27 protein-coding genes and 1 pseudogene are annotated in these 25,071 nt (G+C 50.2%); 15 read left to right on the forward strand and 13 right to left on the reverse strand.

Going from position 1 to position 25,071, the window contains the following annotated elements; translation table 11 throughout:
• Positions 1-18: 18 nt before the first annotated feature.
• Complete coding sequence (locus JQ822_RS20120) at positions 19-1,095, reverse strand: zinc-binding dehydrogenase (RefSeq protein WP_213134956.1); 1,077 nt, start codon at positions 1,093-1,095, stop codon at positions 19-21.
• A 297-nt stretch (positions 1,096-1,392) separates the two neighbouring features.
• Between JQ822_RS20120 and JQ822_RS20125 the strand changes: the two genes are divergently transcribed.
• A complete protein-coding gene (locus tag JQ822_RS20125) occupies positions 1,393-2,646 on the forward strand; it encodes a glycoside hydrolase family 18 protein (protein WP_213134957.1) in 1,254 nt (417 codons plus the stop codon).
• A 101-nt stretch (positions 2,647-2,747) separates the two neighbouring features.
• Positions 2,748-3,092, forward strand: a complete 345-nt coding sequence (gene yajD, locus JQ822_RS20130; RefSeq protein WP_003030690.1) for an HNH nuclease YajD — start codon at positions 2,748-2,750, stop codon at positions 3,090-3,092.
• 62 nt (positions 3,093-3,154) lie between these two features.
• Here yajD and JQ822_RS20135 read toward each other — a convergent pair whose 3' ends face one another.
• Positions 3,155-3,430 (reverse strand): YeaC family protein, encoded by a 276-nt coding sequence (locus tag JQ822_RS20135; RefSeq protein WP_135321564.1) that lies wholly within the window; start codon positions 3,428-3,430, stop codon positions 3,155-3,157.
• 41 nt (positions 3,431-3,471) lie between these two features.
• Entirely contained in the window at positions 3,472-3,885 is a 414-nt protein-coding gene (gene msrB / locus JQ822_RS20140; protein WP_213134958.1) for a peptide-methionine (R)-S-oxide reductase MsrB, read from the reverse strand.
• 341 nt (positions 3,886-4,226) lie between these two features.
• On the opposite strand from msrB, the gene gapA reads away from it, so the two are divergent.
• Entirely contained in the window at positions 4,227-5,222 is a 996-nt protein-coding gene (gene gapA / locus JQ822_RS20145; RefSeq protein WP_213134959.1) for a glyceraldehyde-3-phosphate dehydrogenase, read from the forward strand.
• Positions 5,223-5,295: 73 nt separating this feature from the next.
• Positions 5,296-6,180, forward strand: coding sequence for a D-hexose-6-phosphate mutarotase (locus tag JQ822_RS20150; RefSeq protein ID WP_213134960.1), 885 nt, complete (start codon positions 5,296-5,298; stop codon positions 6,178-6,180).
• 80 nt (positions 6,181-6,260) lie between these two features.
• Here JQ822_RS20150 and JQ822_RS20155 read toward each other — a convergent pair whose 3' ends face one another.
• Positions 6,261-7,112: an aldo/keto reductase gene (locus JQ822_RS20155; RefSeq protein ID WP_213134961.1), complete on the reverse strand. Its 852-nt coding sequence runs from the start codon at positions 7,110-7,112 to the stop codon at positions 6,261-6,263.
• 288 nt (positions 7,113-7,400) lie between these two features.
• Positions 7,401-8,147 (reverse strand): MipA/OmpV family protein, encoded by a 747-nt coding sequence (locus JQ822_RS20160; RefSeq protein WP_213134962.1) that lies wholly within the window; start codon positions 8,145-8,147, stop codon positions 7,401-7,403.
• A 433-nt stretch (positions 8,148-8,580) separates the two neighbouring features.
• Between JQ822_RS20160 and yeaG the strand changes: the two genes are divergently transcribed.
• The 5 genes from yeaG to JQ822_RS20185 all read left to right on the forward strand — a co-directional run bounded on the left by yeaG (position 8,581) and on the right by JQ822_RS20185 (position 14,785).
• Positions 8,581-10,515: a protein kinase YeaG gene (yeaG, locus tag JQ822_RS20165; protein ID WP_135321557.1), complete on the forward strand. Its 1,935-nt coding sequence runs from the start codon at positions 8,581-8,583 to the stop codon at positions 10,513-10,515.
• 202 nt (positions 10,516-10,717) lie between these two features.
• On the forward strand, positions 10,718-12,001 hold the full coding sequence (locus JQ822_RS20170; RefSeq protein ID WP_213134963.1) for a YeaH/YhbH family protein: 1,284 nt from the start codon (positions 10,718-10,720) through the stop codon (positions 11,999-12,001).
• 154 nt (positions 12,002-12,155) lie between these two features.
• Positions 12,156-13,646 carry a diguanylate cyclase DgcJ gene (dgcJ, locus tag JQ822_RS20175; RefSeq protein WP_213134964.1) on the forward strand — a complete coding sequence of 497 codons (1,491 nt, stop codon included), beginning with the start codon at positions 12,156-12,158 and terminating at the stop codon, positions 13,644-13,646.
• Positions 13,647-13,690: 44 nt separating this feature from the next.
• Positions 13,691-14,191: a YbaK/prolyl-tRNA synthetase associated domain-containing protein gene (locus tag JQ822_RS20180; RefSeq protein WP_213134965.1), complete on the forward strand. Its 501-nt coding sequence runs from the start codon at positions 13,691-13,693 to the stop codon at positions 14,189-14,191.
• Positions 14,192-14,338: 147 nt separating this feature from the next.
• Positions 14,339-14,785: a DUF441 domain-containing protein gene (locus JQ822_RS20185; RefSeq protein ID WP_005120361.1), complete on the forward strand. Its 447-nt coding sequence runs from the start codon at positions 14,339-14,341 to the stop codon at positions 14,783-14,785.
• Here the strand turns inward: JQ822_RS20185 and JQ822_RS20190 are convergent.
• Positions 14,768-15,560, reverse strand: a pseudogene (locus tag JQ822_RS20190) (AraC family transcriptional regulator); the annotation flags it as partial. The gene JQ822_RS20185 and the pseudogene JQ822_RS20190 sit on opposite strands and share 18 nt — an antisense overlap.
• Positions 15,561-15,659: 99 nt before the next feature.
• Between JQ822_RS20190 and JQ822_RS20195 the strand changes: the two are divergent.
• Positions 15,660-16,847: a CynX/NimT family MFS transporter gene (locus tag JQ822_RS20195; protein ID WP_213134967.1), complete on the forward strand. Its 1,188-nt coding sequence runs from the start codon at positions 15,660-15,662 to the stop codon at positions 16,845-16,847.
• Positions 16,848-16,889: 42 nt separating this feature from the next.
• On the opposite strand, the gene JQ822_RS20200 is transcribed toward JQ822_RS20195, so the two are convergent.
• Positions 16,890-17,597, reverse strand: a complete 708-nt coding sequence (locus JQ822_RS20200) for a CTP synthase C-terminal region-related (seleno)protein (protein ID WP_213134968.1) — start codon at positions 17,595-17,597, stop codon at positions 16,890-16,892.
• A gap of 198 nt (positions 17,598-17,795) precedes the next feature.
• On the opposite strand from JQ822_RS20200, the gene JQ822_RS20205 reads away from it, so the two are divergent.
• The gene (locus JQ822_RS20205) at positions 17,796-18,143 is read left to right on the forward strand and encodes a DUF488 domain-containing protein (protein ID WP_213134969.1); all 348 of its coding nucleotides are present in this window, start codon (positions 17,796-17,798) and stop codon (positions 18,141-18,143) included.
• Between the two features lie 7 nt (positions 18,144-18,150).
• Here JQ822_RS20205 and JQ822_RS20210 read toward each other — a convergent pair whose 3' ends face one another.
• The gene (locus tag JQ822_RS20210) at positions 18,151-18,399 is read right to left on the reverse strand and encodes a putative hemolysin (RefSeq protein WP_213134970.1); all 249 of its coding nucleotides are present in this window, start codon (positions 18,397-18,399) and stop codon (positions 18,151-18,153) included.
• Positions 18,400-18,585: 186 nt separating this feature from the next.
• On the opposite strand from JQ822_RS20210, the gene JQ822_RS20215 reads away from it, so the two are divergent.
• From JQ822_RS20215 to JQ822_RS20225, 3 genes are read left to right on the forward strand one after another with little or no spacing between them, the layout of a single operon-like run.
• Entirely contained in the window at positions 18,586-19,611 is a 1,026-nt protein-coding gene (locus JQ822_RS20215; protein ID WP_213134971.1) for a sensor domain-containing diguanylate cyclase, read from the forward strand.
• A gap of 47 nt (positions 19,612-19,658) precedes the next feature.
• Positions 19,659-19,757 (forward strand): YoaK family small membrane protein, encoded by a 99-nt coding sequence (locus JQ822_RS20220; RefSeq protein WP_096757327.1) that lies wholly within the window; start codon positions 19,659-19,661, stop codon positions 19,755-19,757.
• 2 nt (positions 19,758-19,759) lie between these two features.
• On the forward strand, positions 19,760-19,834 hold the full coding sequence (locus JQ822_RS20225; protein WP_213135013.1) for a hypothetical protein: 75 nt from the start codon (positions 19,760-19,762) through the stop codon (positions 19,832-19,834).
• 52 nt (positions 19,835-19,886) lie between these two features.
• On the opposite strand, the gene JQ822_RS20230 is transcribed toward JQ822_RS20225, so the two are convergent.
• Positions 19,887-20,135, reverse strand: coding sequence for a GlsB/YeaQ/YmgE family stress response membrane protein (locus tag JQ822_RS20230; protein WP_135321547.1), 249 nt, complete (start codon positions 20,133-20,135; stop codon positions 19,887-19,889).
• A gap of 358 nt (positions 20,136-20,493) precedes the next feature.
• Here JQ822_RS20230 and fdhF point away from each other — a divergent pair, with 358 nt between their 5' ends.
• On the forward strand, positions 20,494-22,641 hold the full coding sequence (gene fdhF / locus JQ822_RS20235) for a formate dehydrogenase subunit alpha (protein WP_213134972.1): 2,148 nt from the start codon (positions 20,494-20,496) through the stop codon (positions 22,639-22,641).
• A gap of 54 nt (positions 22,642-22,695) precedes the next feature.
• Here the strand turns inward: fdhF and JQ822_RS20240 are convergent, their stop codons facing one another.
• The 4 genes from JQ822_RS20240 to leuE all read right to left on the reverse strand — a co-directional run bounded on the left by JQ822_RS20240 (position 22,696) and on the right by leuE (position 24,934).
• Positions 22,696-23,340: a hypothetical protein gene (locus JQ822_RS20240; RefSeq protein ID WP_213134973.1), complete on the reverse strand. Its 645-nt coding sequence runs from the start codon at positions 23,338-23,340 to the stop codon at positions 22,696-22,698.
• Between the two features lie 231 nt (positions 23,341-23,571).
• On the reverse strand, positions 23,572-23,754 hold the full coding sequence (locus JQ822_RS20245) for a DUF1869 domain-containing protein (protein WP_213134974.1): 183 nt from the start codon (positions 23,752-23,754) through the stop codon (positions 23,572-23,574).
• A gap of 3 nt (positions 23,755-23,757) precedes the next feature.
• Complete coding sequence (yeaR, locus tag JQ822_RS20250; RefSeq protein WP_213134975.1) at positions 23,758-24,120, reverse strand: DUF1971 domain-containing protein YeaR; 363 nt, start codon at positions 24,118-24,120, stop codon at positions 23,758-23,760.
• Positions 24,121-24,295: 175 nt separating this feature from the next.
• A complete protein-coding gene (gene leuE / locus JQ822_RS20255) occupies positions 24,296-24,934 on the reverse strand; it encodes a leucine efflux protein LeuE (RefSeq protein WP_213134976.1) in 639 nt (212 codons plus the stop codon).
• Between the last annotated feature and the right edge of the window lie 137 nt (positions 24,935-25,071).

Raw genomic sequence — 25,071 nt, forward strand, 5'->3', positions numbered from 1 at the left:
GTTCCTTTAATAAACATGCTATTCATCAAAGTCGTAAGTCATAATGACCTTAATCGCGGTCTTATCGACCATGGCGTCAAAACCTTCGCGCCATTGCGACAGGCCGATACGGTGAGTGATCATCGGTTTGACTTTGAGCGCGCCGCTGGCAAGCAGACGAATGGCGTTGCGCCAGGAAGTGGAATCGTAGGCCATATGACCAATGATGCTTTTATTCCACGCGGTGATGTCGTTAATGGAGAAGTCGAGAGGTTTAAAACCCATCCCCACGCGGACGACTTCACCGTTGGGACGCAGCATTTCGATAGATTGTTTCAGTGCAATATTGGCGCCGGAACATTCGATAACCAGCCCCAGATTGTCTTTACCGCAGATTTCCTGGCAACGAGCGACCACATCTTCGGTCGAACCGTTGACGACCGCCGTCGCCCCCATTTCTTTGGCTATGGGGAAACGCACCGCGACATCTTCTTCCAGCCCGACCATCACGATATTAACGGCCCCCATAATGCGCGCCATTTGTACCGAAAAAAGTCCTAACGGACCGGTACCGAAAACCACTACATCCTGGCCGGGAAGAAATTTGGATTGTTGAGCGATAGATTTATAGGCATTGCAGATAGGGTCCAGCACCGCCGCCTCTTCATAATCAACGCCCAGTGGGATCTCCCATAGCGCATGGCGGTGAATTTTGAGGATTTCGCCAGGCACCAGACAATATTTCGCAAACCCACCGCCCCAGGTATTGTTGTCCAGACCTAAATTCACCTTTTCTGTACAACAAAGAAAATCACCCTGCTCGCAGGCAGGACATACGCCGCAAACGTGCCCGCTGTTGTCAGAAACTACTCGCTGGCCAACTTTCCAGTCCTTAACTTTATCGCCAACCTGCACAATTTGGCCGGCAAATTCGTGACCACGAATCGAATTGAACTGGTCGGATCCACTGTCGACATTGTAGTGTTTCATGTCCGCGCCGCAGATAGCTGCCGCCTTGATTTCAAGCACTACGTCATCCGGGCCGCATACCGGTTCCGGGACATCAATCATCTTGTAGCCGCCAAAGGCCTTGCCAAATCTTGCCAGTGCTTTCATTGAATTTTCCTTTGTGTTTAGTTTTGCATCAGTGGGCATCATACTTGTCCATATAATTTCTGAGGTCAACACGAAATCTTTAAAACAAAGATTATTATCTGCATTTCACAACTCAGATCACAAATAAATGCAAAGATGAATTGAAGCCCAAAGGCACGTTGCAGCCGCTTCGCTAAAAATGACGTGAACCCCTTCGCATTTTTCCTGTTATGAAACTGTTAACCTGCGAGTGCTGTTTTTTTCGCCACGCTATTTCCGTGGCGTGTTTGCTTGTTTAAATGTCAAAGAGGAACACCGATGAAACTATTGCCTTTGTTGGCAGCATTACCCCTGCTCTGCGCCAGCGTTGTTTCCGCCAATTCACTGATGTCAGTTGGCTACTTTAATGGCGGCGGCGACGTCACTGCCGGTCCCGGTGGCGATATTGATACACTTGACGTGCGTCAGATAACTCACCTCAACTATTCGTTTGGCCTTATCTACAACAACGAAAATGACGAAACCAATGACGCCTTAAAAGATGCCAGCAAGCTGCATCAAATTTGGCTTTCACAGAAAGTGCGCGATGATTTGCTAAAAATTCCAGAGCTGCGCAAACAGAATCCGAACCTGAAAGTTCTGCTTTCCGTCGGTGGCTGGGGCGCACGTGGATTCTCTGGCGCTGCGGCAACGAAAGAGTCCCGTGCGGTGTTTATTCAGTCAGTACAGGACATTATTAAGAAGTATGACCTGGACGGTATCGATCTCGACTGGGAATATCCGGTCAACGGCGCATGGGGACTGGTTGAAAGTCAACCAGCCGACCGCGCCAACTTTACCGCGCTACTAAAAGAACTGCGCGCCGCATTGGGCGATAAAAAACTGCTGACCATCGCCGTGGGCGCAAATGCGGAAAGCCCGAAAAGCTGGGTGGATGTGAAAGCCATTGCGCCGTCACTCGACTACATCAATCTGATGACCTATGACATGGCTTACGGTACCCAGTATTTCAACTCGAACCTGTACGATTCGACGCAATGGCCGACGGTCGCCGCAGCGGATAAGTACAGCGCCGATTTTGTGGTCAATAACTATCTTGCCGCCGGGCTAAAACCGGGTCAGATGAACCTGGGTATTGGTTTTTATGGACGTGTGCCAAAACGCGCCGTTGAGCCCGGCATTGACTGGAGCAAACCCGATGCGCAGAAAAATCCGGCCACCCGGCCCTACTTCGAACCTCAGCAAATTGAACTGTTTAAATCGCTGGGCGTTGACCTGACCAAAGATACCTATGTGAAGTACAACGATATCGTGGCGAATCTCATCAACGATCCACAAAAACGCTTTAGCCAGCACTGGGACGATGCCGCAAAGGTACCGTGGTTGTCTGTTCAATCTGCTGACGGCAAAACGCTGTTTGCCCTCTCCTATGAGAACCCGCAGTCTGTCGCCATCAAAGCGGACTACATCAAGAGCAAAGGGCTTGGCGGGGCAATGTTCTGGGAGTACGGCGCGGACGAGAAAAATCAGTTGGCTAAACAACTGGCCGAATCGTTAGGGATCAAACACTGATCTGCATTGTGTCGTAGCTCGCACAATAGGTTATGATTATCGCCATCCGCTGCGCCTGACACTGGCGCAGCTTTTCATCTTCTACAGGAGCACGACATTTTATGGCTTTTATCCCTAAAAATTACGCCCGTCTGGAAGTCGGATACCGGGAAAAGGCGCTTAAACTGTTCCCCTGGGTCTGCGGCCGCTGTTCCCGTGAGTTCGTGTATTCCAATCTGCGCGAGCTGACGGTACACCACATCGATCACGATCACTCCAATAACCCGGAAGACGGTAGCAACTGGGAAATGTTATGCCTGTATTGCCACGATCATGAGCACTCGAAATACACTGAAGTGGATCAGTATGGTTCCACCGTAGTGGCGGGGGAAGATGCGCAGAAAGACGTCGGCGAGGCGAAATACAATCCGTTTGCCGACCTTAAGGCCATGATGAATAAAAAGTAATTTTATTGCAGGTCCGCCATTATCAGCTTGCCGGACCTGCGAAGTCACACCGCTCGCCGCAGTCAGGATTTGAACGTCGCAATCGGCTCAGGCGTGATACCAAATTCAACCTTCAACTGCTGCTTGCTCTTCATCACCATCTCACCGTTGGTGTCGATAGTCATATGCTGCGCATCGATATTGTTACGCGCCTGCCATAGCATCACCAGCTGCATACTGTTCTCTTTTTGTTCCGTCGTTAGCGCAACGCCATCCGGCCACTTTCCCAGCTCAACGGCCGTCGACAAGCGCTGATAAACTTCCGGCGTCATGCTGTTAATCATCTCATCAAGATTCATCTAAAACCCACTCCCGTAGAATAATTGGCTGAATCGTTTCTTCAACCTTTGATTTGATCGCCGTTTTCATCATCGGTGAAATTCAAAGACGCTGAGTTTACACAGTAACGTTCACCGGTAGGTTTTGGACCATCCGGGAAGACATGTCCCAAGTGAGCATCACAGTTGCCACAACGGATTTCAATGCGCTGCATCCCGTGTGACGTATCTTTAATGTAACGAATAGCCTCTTCGCTGACAGGCTCGTAGAAGCTGGGCCATCCGCAGCCGGAATCGTATTTTGTATCAGAACGAAATAGCGGTTGGTCGCAGATCAGGCAATGGTAAACGCCATCACGTTTGTTATGCAGCAAACGCCCGGTAAACGGCGGTTCGGTCCCATGATTCTGCGTCACGTAGAACTGCATTTCGGATAAATTTTTCTTTAGTTCTTCTGGAGAGGGTTGATTAGCCATTTGCTCACATCTCGCTTTATCTAAACTCACATCGCGAGACAGATTCTAACAAAACATTAACACCGCAGGGCGAACTTTTGTTCTAAACTTGATCATTGCGAAATGGCAGCCTATAAATCGTGACAGCAATCACGTTTTTATCTTGATTGCTCTTTAAAATTCGGGCCGCCGCCCCCATGTGGTTTCAAGCCCAAAGGAAGAGTGAGGCGAGTCAGTTGCGCAAAGCTTAGGCAGCAGATTGATTTGTCGCAATGATTGACACGATTCCGCTTGACGCTGCGTAAGGTTTTTGTAATTTTACAGGCAACCTTTTATTCACTAACAAATAGCTGGTGGAATATATGACTATCAAAGTAGGTATCAACGGTTTTGGCCGTATCGGTCGCATTGTTTTCCGTGCTGCTCAAGAACGTTCTGACATCGAGATCGTTGCAATCAACGACCTGTTAGACGCTGACTACATGGCTTACATGCTGAAATATGACTCCACTCACGGCCGTTTCAACGGTACCGTTGAAGTGAAAGACGGTCATCTGATCGTGAACGGTAAAAAAATCCGTGTTACCGCTGAACGTGATCCGGCTAACCTGAAATGGGACGAAGTTGGTGTTGACGTAGTTGCTGAAGCTACTGGCCTGTTCCTGACAGACGAAACCGCTCGTAAGCACATCACTGCTGGCGCGAAAAAAGTGGTTCTGACTGGTCCGTCCAAAGATGACACCCCGATGTTTGTTAAAGGCGCTAACTTTGACAAATACGACGGTCAGGACATCGTTTCTAACGCATCTTGCACCACTAACTGCCTGGCTCCGCTGGCTAAAGTTATCAACGACAACTTCGGAATCATCGAAGGTCTGATGACTACCGTTCACGCGACCACCGCAACTCAGAAAACCGTTGATGGCCCGTCTCACAAAGACTGGCGTGGCGGTCGTGGCGCAGCGCAGAACATCATCCCGTCCTCTACCGGTGCTGCTAAAGCTGTAGGTAAAGTGCTGCCAGAACTGAATGGCAAACTGACCGGTATGGCGTTCCGCGTTCCTACCCCGAACGTATCCGTAGTTGACCTGACCGTTCGTCTGGAAAAAGCTGCTTCTTACGAAGAAATTAAGAAAGCAATCAAAGCTGCTTCCGAAGGCGCAATGAAAGGCGTTCTGGGTTACACCGAAGACGACGTTGTATCTACCGATTTCAACGGTGAAGTTTGCACTTCCGTGTTCGATGCTAAAGCAGGTATCGCACTGAACGACAACTTCGTGAAACTGGTTTCCTGGTACGACAACGAAACCGGCTACTCAAACAAAGTTCTGGATCTGATTGCTCACATCTCCAAATAAGTTGAGATGAAACAGTAATCTGTAAGAGCGACTTCGGTCGCTCTTTTTTTTGCTCAAAATAAAGGATTGCGTAATGATTAATAAAATTTTTGCACTTCCGATAATCGAACAAATTACCCCTGTTCTCTCCCGCCGTCAGCTTGATGAGCTAGAGATTGTGGTTGTCGACCACCCGCAGGTTAAAGCCTCTTTCGCACTACAGGGCGCACATCTCCTTTCCTGGAAGCCCACCGGCGAAGAAGAAGTCCTGTGGTTAAGTCACAATACGCCGTTTAAAACCGGTGTGGCGCTGCGTGGCGGCGTACCGATTTGCTGGCCGTGGTTTGGTCCCGCCGCTCAGCCGGGCCTGCCGTCTCACGGCTTTGCCCGTAACCTGCCATGGACGCTGAAAGCACATAACGAAGATGGCAACGGCGTGGTGCTGACGTTTGAACTGCAGAGCAAAGCTGAAACGCGTCAGCTTTGGCCGCATGAGTTTACGCTGTTAGCGCGCTTCAAAGTGGGTGCTACCTGCGAAATCGAACTGGAAGCCCACGGTGAGTTTGAAACCACCTCTGCGCTGCATACCTATTTCAACGTCGGTGACATTGCGGCAGTGAAAGTGAGCGGTCTTGGCGACCGTCTGATCGATAAAGTTAACGATGCGAAAGAAGATGTCCTGGTCGGCGGTATCCAGACCTTCCCGGACCGTACCGACCGCGTGTATCTGAACCCGGAGGCGTGCAGCGTCATTCATGATGATGCGCTGAATCGCAATATCGACGTCGTGCACCATCACCATCTGAATGTTGTCGGCTGGAACCCCGGCCCGGCACTGTCTGTCAGCATGGGTGACATGCCGGATGATGGATACAAAACGTTTGTGTGCGTAGAAACCGCTTACGCGACCGCGCCGCAGAAAACAACCGAAGAGAAACCTTCTCGCCTGGCACAAACGATTCGTGTTGCTAAGCGTTAAGATTTTACCCGTTGCCTGATGGCGACGGGTGTCTTATGAGGCCGACAGCACATATCGTAGGCCTGATAAAATGCGTAACATCACGCCATATCCAGCGCCGTTTTACTCTTCGGGGCTGGATAAGCCTTATCCAGCCGTGCCAGGTCGCTTGCCGAGAGCGTGATATCCAACGCAGCAGCGTTCTGCTCAACGTGGACGATGTTTGCCGCCTTCGGAATGGCTATTACCCCAGGTTGGCGTATGACCCACGCCAGCAAAATCTGCGCAGCGCTGGCATTGTGTGCGTCCGCAACCTCATTCACCACCGCATTACTCAGCAAATCATTGCGTAAACGTCCTGCCTGGGCCAGTGGACTGTAGGCCATGACTGGCATCTGCTGCTGACACCATGGCAGTAAATCATATTCAATGCCGCGTGATGCTAAATGATAGAGCACCTGGTTAGTTGCACACTGCCGCCCGCCCGCAACCTGCCATAGCGCCTGCATATCATCGTAGTCGAGGTTAGAGACGCCCCAGTGACGGATTTTCCCCTGGTCGATCAGCGTTTCCATCGCCTCAACCGTTTCTGTAAACGAGTAATTTCCCGACCAGTGCAACAAGTAGAGATCCAGATAATCGGTTTTCAGTCGCTGCAGACTCGCTTCGCAGGCCGCGATGGCTTTCTGGCCTCCGGCATTCCAGGGATACACTTTTGACACCAGAAAGGCGTCATCACGTCGTCCCGACAACGCCTCGCCAACGATCTCTTCCGCTGCACCATCAGCGTACATTTCAGCCGTATCAATCAGTCGCAGACCAAGATCAAGTCCAGCACTCAGCGCGGAAACTTCATCCCGGCGTCGTCCAGGGTTCTCACCCATGTACCACGTCCCCTGCCCAATAGCAGGAACCTTTACCTGCCCGGCAAAAATCACCTGTTTATCTGTCATCGCACCCTCCTGTGTTTTGCACCACAGTAAAGCAAAGCAACGCACATGTGTCCTGTAATGGTGCACAAATTGCACCATCATAGTTTGGAGGGACGACCTTAGGTTATAGGGTTCGGGAACCGATGATGTCCCGGACTGAAATAACGCAAAACTTTATCTGCACAGCGGTTATTTCAACCGCCCTAAATATTTTCCCTCTTTCATGGCGTTGATTTTTCCATTCTGGAGGTTTTCTGTGCACAAAAAAAGCCCGCAGTGATGCGGGCTTCTGTTCAGCACAGGCTGTTATCAGAACTTATAGGTAATACCCGTAGAAAGCAGACCCGTCCAGGATTTGTCCACCATTGGGCTATCGGTCACTTCATCAGACAAGTGGGTATAACGCGCAGTCGCGTACACGCTCCAGTCGCCAAGGAAGTTGTAGTTTGCGCTAAGTTCAAGGTACGGATTCCAGCTACTATTTGGATCGTAGCTGCGCAGACCGCTACGAGCTGATTCGTGATGCGATACACCATAGTAATATTCGTTTTGGTTTTCGCTGTTCCACTCGACACCAATACCCGGCGTCAGCGTCAGGCCACCGTTGGTGTAACGGTACAACCACGCCAGATCCCAGACGATGCCATTGCTGTTGTCCAGCGCGTCGCCGGCAAGACTGGTACGCAGGAAGCCGTATTGCGTATTGTGGACGTAAGACAGACCGGCCATCATGGTGCTCTTACGTTTATCAAGACGACGCAGTTGGCTGTTATCGCTGTCGCCCGGTTTAAAATACATCGGAGACCAGTAGGCCATGACAGACAGCTTATCGGTGTTGTCATTCCACAGGTAGTAACCGCCACCCAGACCACGGAACCAGAAGTTCTCACTGTCATAGGTCACAACAGGTACCGGGTAAACGTCATTATCGTATTGTTTATAAGCGTTCTCAACCACACCAACGCCAGCGCCCAGCGTCAGGTTGCTTTCTGCTTGTGCTACGCCAGAAGAGGTGACAATAAGCACGCCAAGTGCCAGAAGTTTGAGTTTGGTCACAATCCATAATTCCTTATTCAAATGTAAAGCACTCAAAGTGTAACCGTCATTGCGTGACAGCCCAACTATTTTACGTATTCGCCTCGTAATGTAACCCCCTAATTTCTCAGCGGGTGATGACATTTTGCTTGCAGCCCGATGAACAAGACATGAATCCTGCCCTGTTTCTTTACATAAGATGTCTATTTTTTGCCGATGAGTTATTGATATGCCATTGAAATTCATTTGCACGCGCAGGCAAGTTTTGCAAATGCCATCTACGCTTAATTTTAGAAGGTGTATCACCGAATACGTTGATCTTCTGACCATCGAAATGGCATGAGAGTTGCTTATTTCTTCAGCAGCGACGTCGTTCAGTTTACCTCTTCAGGGGCCTCTACTATTCATATGAACGGCTCTTAACATGTGCTAAAAAACGAAAGGACGGCATACCATGAATATATTCGATCACTATCGCCAGCGTTATGAAGCTGCCAAGGACGAAGAGTTCACGCTGCAGGAGTTTCTTACCACTTGTCGGCAAGATCGCAGTGCTTATGCCAACGCGGCAGAGCGGCTATTAATGGCTATTGGTGAGCCTGTCATGGTCGATACTGCCCATGAACCTCGACTTTCTCGACTTTTTTCAAACCGGGTAATTGCTCGTTATCCCGCGTTTGAAGAGTTTTATGGCATGGAAGACGCGATTGAACAGATTGTCTCTTATCTGAAACACGCGGCTCAGGGGCTGGAAGAGAAGAAGCAGATCCTGTATCTGCTGGGGCCTGTAGGGGGCGGGAAATCATCTCTCGCTGAGCGACTGAAATCGCTGATGCAAAGAGTACCGATTTATGTCCTGAGCGCTAACGGTGAACGCAGCCCGGTTAACGATCATCCGTTATGCCTGTTCAACCCTCAGGAAGATGCGCAGATCCTGGAGAAAGAGTACGGGATCCCTCGTCGCTATCTTGGCACGATTATGTCGCCATGGGCCGCGAAGCGTCTGCATGATTTCGGTGGAGACATTACCAAATTCCGTGTGGTCAAAGTCTGGCCGTCTATTCTGGAACAAATTGCTATCGCCAAAACGGAACCGGGCGATGAGAATAACCAGGATATTTCCGCTCTGGTCGGGAAAGTGGATATTCGTAAACTCGAACACCATGCCCAAAACGATCCGGATGCCTACGGCTATTCCGGCGCACTGTGCCGGGCTAACCAGGGGATCATGGAGTTCGTGGAGATGTTTAAAGCGCCGATTAAAGTGCTACATCCCCTGCTGACCGCAACTCAGGAAGGCAACTACAACGGGACAGAAGGTATTTCTGCCCTGCCGTTTAACGGCATTATTCTTGCTCACTCGAACGAATCCGAATGGGTGACGTTCCGTAACAACAAAAACAACGAAGCTTTCCTCGATCGCGTCTACATCGTGAAGGTTCCGTATTGCTTACGCATTTCCGAAGAGATCAAGATCTACGAGAAATTGCTTAATCACAGTGAATTAACCCACGCGCCTTGCGCACCGGGCACGCTGGAAACGCTTTCTCGCTTCACGATTCTTTCGCGCCTGAAAGAGCCAGAAAACTCGAGCATTTACTCGAAGATGCGCGTTTACGATGGCGAAAGCCTGAAAGATACCGATCCAAAAGCGAAATCTTACCAGGAGTATCGGGATTACGCCGGGGTTGATGAAGGGATGAACGGTCTGTCGACGCGTTTTGCGTTTAAGATCCTCTCCCGCGTGTTTAACTTTGACCACGTGGAAGTGGCGGCAAACCCGGTACACCTGTTCTATGTTCTGGAACAGCAAATCGAGCGTGAGCAGTTCCCGCAGGAGCAGGCCGAACGCTACCTTGAGTTCCTGAAAGGCTATCTGATCCCGAAATACGCCGAATTTATTGGCAAAGAGATCCAGACCGCCTATCTGGAATCCTACTCCGAATACGGACAGAACATTTTTGACCGTTATGTCACCTATGCAGATTTCTGGATCCAGGATCAGGAATATCGCGATCCGGATACCGGTCAGCTGTTCGATCGCGAGTCGCTGAACTCTGAACTGGAAAAAATTGAAAAACCGGCGGGTATCAGCAACCCGAAAGATTTCCGTAACGAGATCGTCAACTTTGTTCTGCGTGCCAGAGCGAATAACAGCGGTCGTAATCCAAACTGGACCAGTTACGAAAAATTGCGCACGGTTATTGAGAAGAAAATGTTCTCGAATACCGAAGAGTTGTTGCCGGTTATTTCGTTTAACGCCAAAACCTCGACTGACGAGCAGAAAAAACACGACGATTTTGTCGACCGGATGATGGAAAAAGGCTACACGCGTAAGCAGGTGCGTTTACTGTGCGAATGGTATTTGCGCGTACGTAAATCGTCTTAACAGCATAAATGGCCCGGAAATTTTATCCGTTTACCGGGCCAACATTTCTTCTGTTCGCGAGATCATTCAAGAGGTATCAAGGCGGCAAATGAGTGAATCCCAGGAGCGTACATAAGTACGTGACTGGGGTGAGCGAATGCAGCCAACGCAGAGACAACTTGAAGGATGAAGCGTAAGTTGGCAAATGCAGTACGGGGGGCATATGACCTGGTTCATAGACCGACGTCTTAACGGCAAAAACAAGAGCACGGTAAACCGTCAGCGTTTCTTACGCCGTTATAAATCGCAAATTAAGCAGTCGATCTCCGAGGCTATTAACAAGCGTTCGGTGACTGATGTCGATAGCGGCGAGTCTGTCTCTATCCCAACCGATGATATTAGCGAACCAATGTTTCATCAGGGGCGCGGGGGGTTGCGCCATCGGGTGCATCCGGGTAACGACCATTTTGTGCAGAACGACCGTATTGAACGTCCTCAGGGCGGAGGCGGCGGGTCGGGCAGCGGACAAGGCCAGGCCAGTCAGGATGGAGAAGGCCAGGATGAGTTCGTTTTTCAGATTTCAAAAGATGAGTATTTGGATTTGCTGTTTGAGGATTTGGCACTCCCGAATCTGAAGCAAAATCAGCAACGTCAGTTAACGGAGTACAAAACGCACCGGGCAGGGTTTACCTCCAACGGTGTGCCTGCCAACATTAGCGTGGTGCGATCGCTTCAAAACTCTCTGGCGCGACGCACGGCGATGACGGCAGGTAAACGTCGGGAGCTGCATGCGCTTGAAGCCGACCTGGAGACCATCGCTAAAAGTGAACCTGCGCAGTTGCTGGAAGAAGAGCGATTACGCAAAGAGATTGCTGAACTACGGGCAAAAATCGAACGCGTCCCGTTTATCGACACCTTTGATTTGCGCTACAAGAATTATGAAAAACGACCCGATCCTTCCAGCCAGGCGGTGATGTTCTGTCTGATGGACGTGTCCGGCTCAATGGATCAGTCGACCAAAGATATGGCCAAGCGGTTTTATATTCTGCTGTATCTGTTCTTAAGCCGCACCTACAAAAACGTTGAAGTGGTTTATATTCGCCACCATACCCAGGCAAAAGAGGTGGACGAGCATGAGTTCTTCTACTCTCAGGAAACCGGGGGAACCATTGTCTCCAGCGCGCTGAAGTTGATGGATGACGTGGTGAAAGAACGCTACGATCCTGCCCAGTGGAATATCTATGCGGCGCAGGCATCGGACGGTGATAACTGGGCGGATGACTCACCGCTGTGCCATGAAATTCTGGCGAAAAAACTGCTGCCGGTGGTGCGATATTATAGCTATATCGAAATTACCCGCCGCGCGCACCAGACCTTGTGGCGTGAGTACGAGCATCTGCAATCAACTTTTGATAACTTTGCGATGCAGCATATCCGTGACCAGGATGATATCTATCCGGTGTTCCGGGAACTGTTTCATAAGCAAAGCGCCACCAGTAGCCATTAAGCGACAACAATCAGCCGGGGCCTTTGCTCCAGCTGATTGTATTACGCTTCATTGGGATATTGACATTTTGCAATGGTTTATCCTGTCGCCCCGTTAGAGCGAATGTTGTGCATGTGGTAAACTCGCCCCTCTAACCTATGGGCTGTAATTCATTATGAAGTTGCATCATAAAGCGCTCAGGCACTTTATCTCCGTCAGCGTTATTATATTGACATCCTCTTTTCTGATTTACGAACTGATTGCCAGTAACAAGGCAATGAACGCGTATATGCGTTATATCATTGAGAAAGCCGACTCCTCTTTTTTGTATGACAAATATACCAATCAGAGCATCGCAGCCCATCTGATGCGCAAATTTTCATCGCCCAAAGACCCCATTTCACTTGAGCAACGAAAAGCACTTTGCAACGCCTTCGAGAGCGTTAACGGTGCGCATGGGCTCAATCTTACCCACCATCGCTATCTTCCGTTGCGCGGTACTTTACAGACCCACTCTTCAAACTGTATTGAGCAACTTGATGACATTTTCCTGTTACCCGCCTTCGACCAGGCGGTAAACGTGAATCGTGAGTTGGTCGATTACGGTCAGGGATTAGGCACACTGGAATACAAATTTCGTTATTACATTGATCTAAAGAATAACTACATCTATTTCTACAATCTGGTCAACTCTTATCAGTTCACCATGAACCATTGGTCTTTTTTACAAAAAGGCACGCTGGGAATTAACCAGAATGATATTGACGATGTTTTTACTGGCCGTACGGTCATCTCCAGTATTTACGAAGATGACCTCACGCAAAAGAAAGTGATGAGCTTTTTAACACCGGTCTATTTATCCGGTAAACTAAAAGGTATCGTCATGGTGGATATTAATAAAGAGAATTTAAAGCATATTTTTTATACCAACGACCGTCCCCTGGTGTGGCGTTATCTTAACGTGACCTTATCTGATACCCACTCAGGTAAAAAGATCGTTATCCACCAAAGCGAGACCGACCTATTTCAGTACGTTCATTATATTAATGACATACCCGGCGGGTTACGCATCACACTATCACTTGATTTTATGTATTTTATTGTCTCTTCCTGGAAGATATTCGCCTTCTATCTATTGGCAACGATACTGCTACTGAATATGGTCAGAACACATTTTCGGTTGTATCACAACGTCACGCGTGAAAATATCAGTGATGCTATGACCGGACTCTACAACCGCAAGATTTTAACGCCCACGCTCGAACAGCGTTTGCAGCAACTGGTCAACACCGGAACGCTGGTGACGTTTATCGCCATCGATTGTGACAAGCTAAAAATCATTAATGACACGCTGGGGCATCAGGAAGGCGATCGCATAATCACCATCATGGCTAAAGCTATTCAGGCCACTATTCGCAAAAGTGACTATGCGATTCGCCTCGGCGGAGACGAGTTCTGTATTATTCTTATCGATCATCCCACCGATTTAACACCCCGCCTGCTGGAGCGGATTCGCTATAACTTACAAATTATTGCACCGGATACATCGATCAACTTTTCCGCGGGGATTTATAATATGCAACCTAATGACACCATTGATGATGCCTATAAAGCCTCGGACGCCCAGCTCTATCTCAACAAACAGAAAAAGCATCATCGTTCATGATATCTTGGTGTGCAGGATATTTATTGTGGTACCAGGAGTAAGAAATGACTGAAGTAAACACAGGTAACGCAACGCATCAGCGTTTAATTTCGCTGTTGTCGGAACACGGCGCAACATACCGCGTGGTCAGCCATGAAGCCGTCGGGAAATGCGAGGCGGTATCAGAAATTCGTGGCACGGCTTTGGGTCAGGGAGCAAAAGCCCTGGTATGTAAAGTAAAAGGCAATGGCGTCAATCAGCATGTGCTTGCCATTCTGCCTGCCGATCAGCAGGCCGACCTGAGCCAGCTTGCCAGTCATCTTGGCGGCTTAAGGGCATCGCTCGCCAGCCCGGCGGAAGTGGATGAACTGACGGGATGCGTCTTTGGCGCCATTCCTCCCTTCAGTTTCCATCCTCAACTCAAGCTGGTCGCCGATCCGCTGTTGTTTGATCGTTTCGATGAGATCGCGTTTAACGCCGGGATGCTGGAAAAGTCGGTCATTATGGATACCCAAGATTATCTGCGCATTGCACAACCTGAGTTAGTCGCGTTCCGCCGCGCGTAATAACACTGCTATAACCCCCTTACCGGCACAGAAACGCAACATTATGCGTTCGCCCAAAAAGCATCTTCATCACTAAAAAAAGCCTGTTCTGCCACGCGTTTGCGCGTACAGTAAGCAGGCTTATCTTTTTTTGGCAAGGAAACTACGATGTTTGATGTCACTCTGCTGATCCTGCTTGGACTGGCAGCTCTGGGCTTTGTCAGCCACAACACCACTGTCGCCGTTTCAATTCTGGTGCTGATCATTGTCCGTGTCACCCCACTGAATACTTTTTTCCCGTGGATTGAAAAACAGGGTCTGACCGTCGGGATTATTATCCTGACCATTGGTGTGATGGCACCGATCGCCAGCGGAACGCTACCGCCCTCCACGCTCATTCACTCCTTTGTGAACTGGAAGTCGCTGGTCGCCATTGTTGTCGGCGTTGTCGTCTCCTGGCTGGGTGGACGAGGCGTTACGCTGATGGGCAGTCAGCCACAACTGGTCGCCGGTTTGCTGGTTGGTACGGTACTGGGCGTCGCGCTGTTTCGCGGAGTCCCGGTGGGGCCGCTCATTGCCGCGGGTCTGGTCTCGCTGATTGTTGGGAAGCAGTAGCCAACCCGCTCAGATAACGGCCTGGTGTCTGACCCAGGCCTTTTTTGAACATGGTGATAAATGCGGTCGTCGAATCGTAACCCAGCATTTGGGCCACCTGTTGAACGTTGAGACCATCCACCAGCGCCTGTAGCGCCAGAATCAGCTGCAGCTGATGACGCCAGCGGCGAAAACTCAGCCCGGTCTCTTTCACCACCAGCCGGGCAAGATTGCGTTCACTCATCGCAAACACGCTGGCCCACTGACCTAAGGTCTGCCATTGCGCGGGCTCCTGCGCCATCGTTGCGACCATCTTGCGAATTTTCGGATGTTCGGAAACCGGTAACTGCATTTGTTCCTGCGGCTGCTGCGGGAGTTCATCAAACAAGACCTGCGTCAGCCGCTGTGTCGCTGGCTCCAGCCGTTGGGCATCCGTTCTTGTTGCCAGTGAAAGAATGAGCTCCCGGCATAGTGGCGATATTTTCAGCGTGCAACAGCGTTCGGGCATCACCACCGCCTGCGGTTCAATAAACAAAAAGCACAGCTCAGCGCCGACGGTGACGTGATTACTGTGAGGGATCTCACCAGGGATCCAAACCGCATACTGAGGCGGCACCATCCACATGGCATGTTCAACTTCACAGGTGATGGCACCATGCAATGCCAGAATCAGCTGGCCTTTACGGTGCTGATGTCGCGGGCTGAAAAGCTCCTCTTCCCGGGCCTGGATGCAAAAAGCCACGGCGGCATCGTGATAACGATCCGGCTCATACCCATCCAGCCTCAGTCCAAGCATAACATTGTCCGATTTTAGCGATAATCTGTCATTTTAGCTTGATTCATCCATAGTGTAAAAACGTTAAAGTATCGCCTCGCCTGACGATAAGAGAAAAAGATGACCTATTCCCCTTCCCCCCGCGGCAAGCAAGGTGCTTTGCTGATTGCGGGTATCCTGATGATCGCCACCACGCTGCGCGTCACCTTTACCGGTGCAGCCCCGCTGCTGGATGCGATTCGCGCGGATTATGCACTGACGACTGCCCAGACGGGACTGCTGACCACCCTGCCGTTGCTGGCCTTCGCGTTAGTTTCCCCGCTGGCGGCAGGCGTTGCCCGTCGATGGGGTATTGAGCGCAGCCTGTTTGCCGCCATGCTGCTGATTTGCGCCGGTATCGCCATACGATCGTTACCCTCTCCGCTGTTCCTGTTCGCTGGAACCACCATCATTGGCTGCGGGATTGCATTAGGCAACGTGCTGCTCCCGGGGTTGATTAAGCGCGATTTTTCGCAACATGTGGCAAAACTCACTGGGGCGTACTCGCTGACGATGGGGGCTGCGGCCGCCATTGGATCAGCCATCGTGGTGCCGCTGGCGCTAAACGGATTCGGCTGGCGCGGTGCGTTGATGATGTTAATGGTCTTTCCGCTACTGGCACTGTTTATCTGGCTACCACAGTACCATCAGACGGCCCATGCTACGATGAGTAACTCGCGCGCACTGCATTCCCGCGCAATCTGGCGCTCCAGCCTCGCCTGGCAGGTGACGCTGTTTCTGGGGATCAACTCACTCATCTATTACGTGATTATTGGCTGGCTGCCCGCCATTTTAATTAGCCATGGCTACAGCGAAGCGCAGGCCGGATCGCTGCACGGTTTACTGCAACTTGCCACCGCCGCACCCGGATTACTGATCCCCCTAATTTTGTTTAAATTTAAGGATCAGCGCGCTATCGCCGCACTGGCCTCGCTGATGTGCGCGATGGCAGCCGCGGGATTCTGGTTGCTGCCCAACCAGGCCGTGCTGTGGACGATTTTGTTCGGCTTTGGCTCGGGTGCGACGATGATCCTCGGACTGACGTTCATCGGGCTTCGCGCCAACTCTGCGCACCAGGCCGCCGCACTGTCAGGCATGGCGCAGTCCGTAGGGTATTTACTGGCCGCGTGCGGGCCTCCGCTGATGGGCAAAATTCACGACCTCAACGGTAACTGGCAGATACCGTTGATTGGCGTCGCTCTGTTAGCCACGTTGATGGCTGTGTTCGGCCTTTATGCCGGACGTAACCGTGAGATAACCACGCCATAACGTTAACGTTGCGGGCAGGCATAGTATAAACCTGCCCGGTTTTTATCCGCGCGCCGCGCGCAGCATCGCCTGAACAAGTGGAACAGGTTTTCCCGCCAGCGCACCGCGCTCATGCTGAAAAAGCGTGGCAATATAGAAAGGGTGCGTCACCAGTTCAACGGCGCGAATATCTCCCGCCTCATCCCAGCCCGTCACGCGTAAATCACCGCGTTCAAGTTCGGCAGCAAAGTCTTGTGACACGCCGTAGTTGCAGTGATAGCCTTCAGAAATCGCCTCCTGCCCGTAAGCTTTGGCGATCAGCGTATTCGCCCGCAGTTCGATATCATCTGTTTTTTCTACCAGTGAGCAGCTCAACGGCGTAATCACCATACGGCCTTCGGTATCTGTTTCTGCGTGTGCGGCATCATACCAACCCAGCACGTTGCGGGCATATTCAAGAATGGCATGCTGAAAACCCCCACAGGTACCGAGAAAGGGAATACTATTTTCACGGGCATAGCGAATCGCCGTCAGCGCGCCCTCAGTGTGTTGATAGGGGCTGCCGGGCACCACCCAGATAGCGTCATAGCCGACCAGGTCCTCATCGCTGCTAATATCCGATGTGGTTAACCAGTCATAATCCGCCATTAATTCCAGCACAGCGGCTGCGTCATCAATGGCCAGAGGGATCGCCTGGTGCGCAACAATTTCGGGGTTGTAATCGCCGATCAGCGCAATGCGAAGCGTATTTTTTACAGGGGAAATATCCATGAGAGTTTCCTTATGTCCAGACAAGAAGGGACAACATAAGGAGCCTCACCCTACCGATATTTTGTTGTTTTCACAATCCCTTAAATTGGGAGTCAATCGTAGCAAAATGCTATAATGGTCACGTTTTACGATCTTATTTAACCGTAATGAAGACGATAACATGTCTCCTTTCGATGATTTTACAGAGCGGATTGAGAAATGAACATTCAGTGTAAACGCGTGTATGACCCGGCTGAAAAAACGGATGGCTATCGCGTGCTGGTCGACCGACTGTGGCCTCGCGGGGTAAAAAAAACCGATCTGGTGTTCAATGAATGGAACAAAGCCCTCACGCCTTCAACCGATCTACGCAAAGCATTTCATGCCGAGAGCATTGATTTCAACCATTTCTCAGAACAATACCGTGCAGAACTCTCGCAGCAGCAGCAGGAAGGAAAACGGCTTGCTGACATCGCGCGTCAGCAGACCGTCACGCTGCTGTATGGCGCAAAAAATACGCAGCAAAACCACGCCCTCGTGCTGGCAGAGTGGTTACGTCAATGGTGACAGACCATCACTGGCTTTTAGCTGGGTGATCTCTGCGCCAAAGCGTCCATTCGTCAATCACTTCCCCACCGGGTAGCTTGCAGTCAGAACGTACTCCTTGCGGCGTTTGCACTGCTGTCAGCGTCCCTCCTTGCTGTTCGCAATAGACGGATGCTGGATTCGCCATGCCAATTTTTGGTGGCGTTGGGGCATCCGGTTGCGTCGTGCACCCCGCAAGCATCAGCATGCCTGACAACATAATAAACACAGATTTCATGACCACTCCTGCTAATGATGTTATTACGGCAGATTACCCCGACTGCCCATGTATCTCCATGTTTTACTAATGTGTTTTCATTTCGCGTTTACTTTTTGAGCAGCACGGCATGTTTCATCTTTTACAGTGATGTTTTATCATGCTGACATTACCGCTGTTGCTACCACTCAGGAGTATTTACATCTCATGCCGGACATGATCCTCGCCAGAGTCTCACAATCATTAGCCAGCGATCAGTCTGTTGAGAGTCTGGTTCGGCAACTTCTGGAGATGCTCGAAGTGGTGACTGATATGGAGTCGACCTATTTAACCAAAGTCGATTTAGATGCCCGACTGCAGCATATTCTGTATGCCCGTAACAGTCGGCAGATGCAGATCCCCGAAGGGCTCTCGGTACCGTGGGATGAAACATTGTGCAAACGCGCAATCGAGGATAACTGTCTGTACAGTGATAACGTCCCTGCTCGCTGGCCAGACTGCTCCGCCGCACGCGCGCTAGAAATTACCACCTTTTTAAGCACACCGGTCCATCTACCTGATGGGACGTTCTACGGTACGCTTTGCGCTACCAGTCGACAACAGCAGGCGTTGAGCCAGCGAGGAGAGCAGGTCCTGCATCTGTTTGCGGGCCTGATCGCGCAGTCTATCCAAAAAGAGTCTCTGGTCACGCAATTGCGTCAAGCAAATGCCGCGCTGATTGCCCACTCCTACACTGACGCACTCACCGGATTACCGAATCGTCGGGCGATTTTTGAGAATATGGAAACCCTCTTTTCGCTGGCCCGCCATGCGCAACAGAAGATTATTATCGCCTATATCGATTTAGATGATTTCAAGCTGATCAATGACCGTTTTGGTCATGAGGTTGGCGACGAGTTTCTGATCCAGATTGGTCAACGTTTACGCCGTGGATGCCGTGAAAATGATATTCTCGGCCGACTGGGCGGTGACGAATTTTTGGTCGCAGGACTGTCGCAACAAAATGGAATTGATCGGCACGCGCGTCTGCAAAGCGTGAAAAAGCAGCTGCAACAGCAAATATGCGGCGACTATCAGTTAGGCGCTATCCGTCTTTTTTATCCTGGTGCCAGCCTGGGCGTTATTGAAGTCGATCCGCGAGAAACCGACTTAAACTGTGCGCTTCATGCTGCTGACAGCGCAATGTATCAGGATAAAAAGCGTCAGGACAAAACCGCTTTTGTCACACATTAAGCCCTGCTATTCTGGGGCATCTTTAAATAACGTTGGCTGGTGAAACCATGCGGATTGGTATTATTTTTCCTGTCATTATCTTCATTTCCGCTGTTGTTTTCTTATCCTGGTTCTTTATTGGCGGCTATGCCGCGCCGGGAGCATAACAATGAAAAAAACAACGCTCATCATGATTGGCGTCGCCATTATTGTGGTGCTGGGAACCGGATTGGGTTGGTGGTAACACAAAAGTAAAGGCCACGCGAAGTGGCCTCTATTTCAGTATACGTCTTGACCTAGCTTTTGACTTTTCTGTAGATAAACAGGACAACGATCGCGCCGATAATCGCCACGACAAAGCTGCCAAAGTTGAAACCATCAACTTTACCAAAGCCAAACAATGTGCTGATCCAGCCACCGACCACCGCACCAATAACCCCTAAAATAATGGTCATAAAGAATCCGCCGCCATCTTTACCCGGCATAATCCATTTTGCCAAAATCCCAGCGATAAGACCGAAAATAATCCATGAAAGTATGCCCATTTGTTTCCTCGCTTATGTTTTTAAGTTAACGATTCACTCGTCATATAAAAGCATAGCATAGACCTGAAAAATTAAAATTTGTGATCAGCATCACTCTGAATTTTCATCTTTATCCGATGTTTCATGGGGTTAAATCTTGCCAAATGGCGATCTTTTCTGACGTTCATCGTCATTAATGTCGTTTCGTCAGTCGCTTTACTGCCAATTTTATCGCTAACCCCTGCCGCGGCTGCATTTTCATTTCTGGCACACTTTATGCTTTATCCGCCCGTCACTACGATACATCGTAGCCTGTGACCTGTTCACATGGCTGCGTCTACAATTCGCGCTATTTCAGCATTTAACAGGTCTGTTATTGATGAAAAAAATCACCAGTGTATGCCCGTACTGTGGGGCCGGGTGCAAGCTCAAGCTTGTTGTTGAAAATAACAAAATCATCCGCGCCGAAGCCGCAGAGGGTGTCACAAACCAAAATCAGTTATGCCTGAAAGGCTACTATGGCTGGGATTTTCTTAACGACACGCGGCTTCTGACGCCCCGCCTGACTCGCCCACTGATCCGTTATGAAAAAGGGGGAAAATTCACACCCGTTAGTTGGGATGAGGCCATTCGTTACACCGCAAAACGCTTATCCGACATCAAGAACACCTTTGGTCCTCGGGCCATCATGACGACAGGCTCTTCCCGTGGGACAGGGAATGAAACCAACTACGTGATGCAAAAATTCGCGCGGGGTGTACTCAACACCAACAATGTCGATTGTTGTGCCCGCGTATGTCACGGCCCTTCCGTTGCCGGCTTACAGGAAACCCTGGGCAATGGCGCAATGAGCAACTCCATTAGCGACATTGAAAACTCCAAATGCCTGCTTATCTTTGGTTATAACTGCGCAGACTCCCATCCGATTGTTGCCCGTCGTGTCATCAAGGCTCGCCAGAACGGCGCTAAAATCATTGTCTGCGATCCCCGCCGCATTGAAACAGCGCGCATTGCTGACCAGCATCTGCAGTTAAAAAACGGCTGTAACATGGCGCTGGTCAACGCCTTTGGTTACGTGCTAATTGAAGAGCAACTCTACGACCGTGAATATGTGCAAAAGCATGTCGAAGGTCTGGAAACCTATTGGGAAACCGTGAAGGACTATGCGCCTGAAGCCGTTGAACACCTTACCGGCGTTCCCGCTCAGCAGGTGCGCCAGGCAATGCGCACCTTTGCCGCCGCACCTTCAGCAACGGTAATGTGGGGAATGGGCGTGACGCAGTTTGGACAAGCTGTTGACGTGGTCCGCGGATTGTCGAGCCTGGCCCTACTGACCGGGAATCTGGGGCGACCTAACGTCGGCGTGGGCCCAGTACGCGGGCAGAATAACGTTCAAGGTGCATGCGACATGGGCGTTCTCCCCAATCAGTTTCCGGGCTATCAGGATGTTACCGACTTTGCGGTTCGGGAGAAATTTGCCAAAGCCTGGGGGATTGACGTCAACCTGATGGATGACAAGGTCGGCACACGCATCACCGAAGTTCCCCACCTGGCGATCGAAGGCAAAGTTAAGGCCTACTACATCATGGGGGAGGATCCGCTGCAGACCGAGGCCGATTTGGGTCTGGTTCGCGAGGGCTTCAACGCGCTCGATTTTATCGTGGTGCAGGATATTTTCATGACCAAAACCGCGGAAATGGCCGACGTTATTCTGCCTGCGACCTCATGGGGTGAGCACGGTGGCGTCTTTACCTGTGCCGATCGCGGTTTCCAGCGTTTTGAGAAAGCGATCGACCCCACCGGGGATGTGAAGCGCGACTGGGAGATTATCAGCCTGCTGGCAACCGAAATGGGCTATCCGATGCAGTATCAAAACAACCAGCAAATCTGGGATGAAATGCGCGAATTGTGCCCACTGTTCTACGGCGTAACCTACGAAAAAATGGGCGATATGGGCCATATTCAGTGGCCTTGTCCGGATCTCGATCACCCAGGCACACCGTATCTTTATGCCCACAGCCAGTTTGATACTGCCAACGGCAAAGGCAAACTGTTTGCCGCGCAATGGCGCGCGCCTGCGGAAATACCTGATGAAGACTATCCGATGGTGCTCTGCACCGTGCGTGAAGTGGGGCATTACTCCTGTCGTTCCATGACCGGCAACTGTGCGGCGCTGCAGGCGCTGGCAGATGAACCGGGCTATGTGCAGATTAATACTCAGGATGCAGCCAAACTGGGGATCCGACATCGCGATCTGGTATGGGTAAGTTCACGTCGCGGGAAAGTGATCAGTCGGGCAGATGTCTCCGAACGCATCAATAGCGGAACGGTATACATGACGTATCAGTGGTGGATTGGCGCCTGTAACGAACTCACTCAGGATAACCTCGATCCGATCTCGAAAACACCGGAAACCAAGTATTGCGCGGTGATTATCGAACACATTACCGATCAAGGTTGGGCGGAATATTATGCCGCACAATCGTACAGCGAGATGAAATCACGTTTATGTGAGGCCATTGCGTAAGCAACAACCACCGCAGCCTGAGTTTTGTCTCGCGGACTCAGGCTGCGTTTTGTCTCAATCGGCCAGTTGCGGTTTGCCGACGTGAACAGACGAATACTCTTCCTGCTTGTCCCGCTGCATAAAACCAAGGTTTATCAGAAACAATCCCGCCATAAACGGCAGTTCATACAACTCTTCAATAAGATCGCCGTAATGGGCGTTATGTAGAAACAGTGATGCCAACAGACGGTGATGCTCGACGGTGTCAGAAATCAAAAATGCACAAGCGGTGATCGCCAGCAGCCAGAGCGGTAGCGGTTCATTGCGTAATCGACGCGCAATATCCTGCCGTAAGCGTTTCGACAGCAGCACTGGCAGAATTATCATGGCGATTAACACGACCGAGATGGATCTGAATAGAATTTTAGGCTGCTCAGGGAAATAATCACGACCCCAGCTGGTGCTTCTGCCCAGTAATACCAGCCACCACATTGCCGCCCAAAGCCAGAATTGCTTCTCGCCTTCAGGACGTGATAAAGGCCGAATATAACAGAAGGTGAACACTGCTCCGAACAGCAGCCAGAGCGCCTGCCCATTTTCAATCCATCTGACGACGGTACCGTTTAGCAAAGGAAGATTCCAGTTCGCAGTGAACGGGATCGCCACGATGACCAGTCCAAGAATGAATGTTGGTAATGTGAGTTGGGTATTCAATTTCATAAGCGCGATGTTCTGTATTGTTACTGTGCTGCGATCATAACCCCTGTGAATAGTTGGCTATTAGCAATGAATGCGATGTTCTTAAGGTTTTCTTAAGAATTCTTTTTCCGGACTTTTCACACAACAAAACCAACACATTCAGCCAATAAAAAAACCGCAATGCGCTGTCGTAACGCAATGCGGTTTCTACTTAAAGGTGAATAAATTCAAAGAATAAAAGTGTTCACGGCGTTACCAGCCGCAGACTTCATGCTCATTTTCGGTATCGTAGGAACGTACAGTATTCACCAGATCTTTGACCACTTCGGCTGCCACATCGGGGATCAGCAGCGTCATTGGCGCTTCAGTTTCATAATCCACAGAAACACCATTGCTGTTATTGGTCACGGTAACGGTATAGGTTGCTTTACTCATGATTTACTCCTTGCCGGTACGCACGACTTTTCGCTGATTAGCACTCTCCATCAGGACTTCAGGCGCAACGAAAAAGTCGATATTAAAGTAGGTATCGTCGGTCATCACTTCGATGTTATGCCATTTTTCCGGCGGAAAAACGCCAAACTGACCGGCTTCAATAATCATCACCTCTTCAGGCTCCGGACTGTGTTCATTTGCGAATCCGAGATATTTGACCGCCCCCTGCATAACCGAAAGTCGAGGATAAACCCCGGCACGGGTTCCTTTATCAAGGTGGCGTTCGAAAATTCCGGCAGGCGCAGTTTCTTTGTTCCAGAACGGAGTTGAGCGTGTATGAATGTGATTTTGTGGAATTTGAAGCATTTTTCTTCCCTTTTCCAGTCGACAACCAGCGAGTCTTATTGAACCGCTGCTGTGAACAGGGTACGCCTCAAAATATACATTTTAAATACCATTTATTGGTTATTGCTGTCATTGACTGACAATGAAAAGAATCGGGAAAAACTGAAGACCCGCCACCATGAGCGGGTCAGTGGCGTTACGACTGAAGCGTCGCCAGACGAGCAGCAAAACCAACAAAAATTAAACCGATAAGGGAATTGCCCACCTTTGCCAGTTTCTTCTTCGTGCGAATATACTGCGTAACAAAAGCGCCTGAGAAAATAAGGAAGCTCAGGTAGAAAAAACTCACCACTTCAAGCGTAATGGCCAAAATAAAGAACGACAATCCCGAGTGCGCCGCATTGACGTCAATAAACTGGACGAAAAACGACACATAAAACAGGATGGCTTTCGGGTTGGTCAGGCTCAAAATTAATGCGCGTTTAAAAATAGCGCCAAATGGCGTTTCTTCCGTCGCGGTATCCGTGGCCTTCGATTTTAACGTGGCATACAGGATCTTCGCACCGAGATACAGCAGATAAAAAGCACCCAAATAACGCACGATATTAAACAAAACGGGCGTTGTTTTGATCAATGCCGCAACGCCTGCGTAGGCCAAAAACATCAGCACGGCATCACCGATAAACACACCGCATGCGGCAAGATAACCGCCTTTCACCCCTCGCCCGACGCTGTTCTTCAGCACAAATATCGTGTTTGGGCCCGGCACCAGCACGATAAAAATAGCCCCCACCAGATACGTCCAGTAATTCAGAACTCCATACTCTGCGAACACGTTAACCTCTTCCTGGTAAAACACATGCACTTGCTGCGAGACAATATGCTAACGAATGCATCGCCTGATGGAAAGGGAAATAAGGCCGGAAAGCACTTCCACAATTTATAGCGCCAAACCGCGCGCCAAAAATAATT

Source organism: Citrobacter sp. FP75 (assembly GCF_018342065.1).
GTDB lineage: Bacteria > Pseudomonadota > Gammaproteobacteria > Enterobacterales > Enterobacteriaceae > Citrobacter.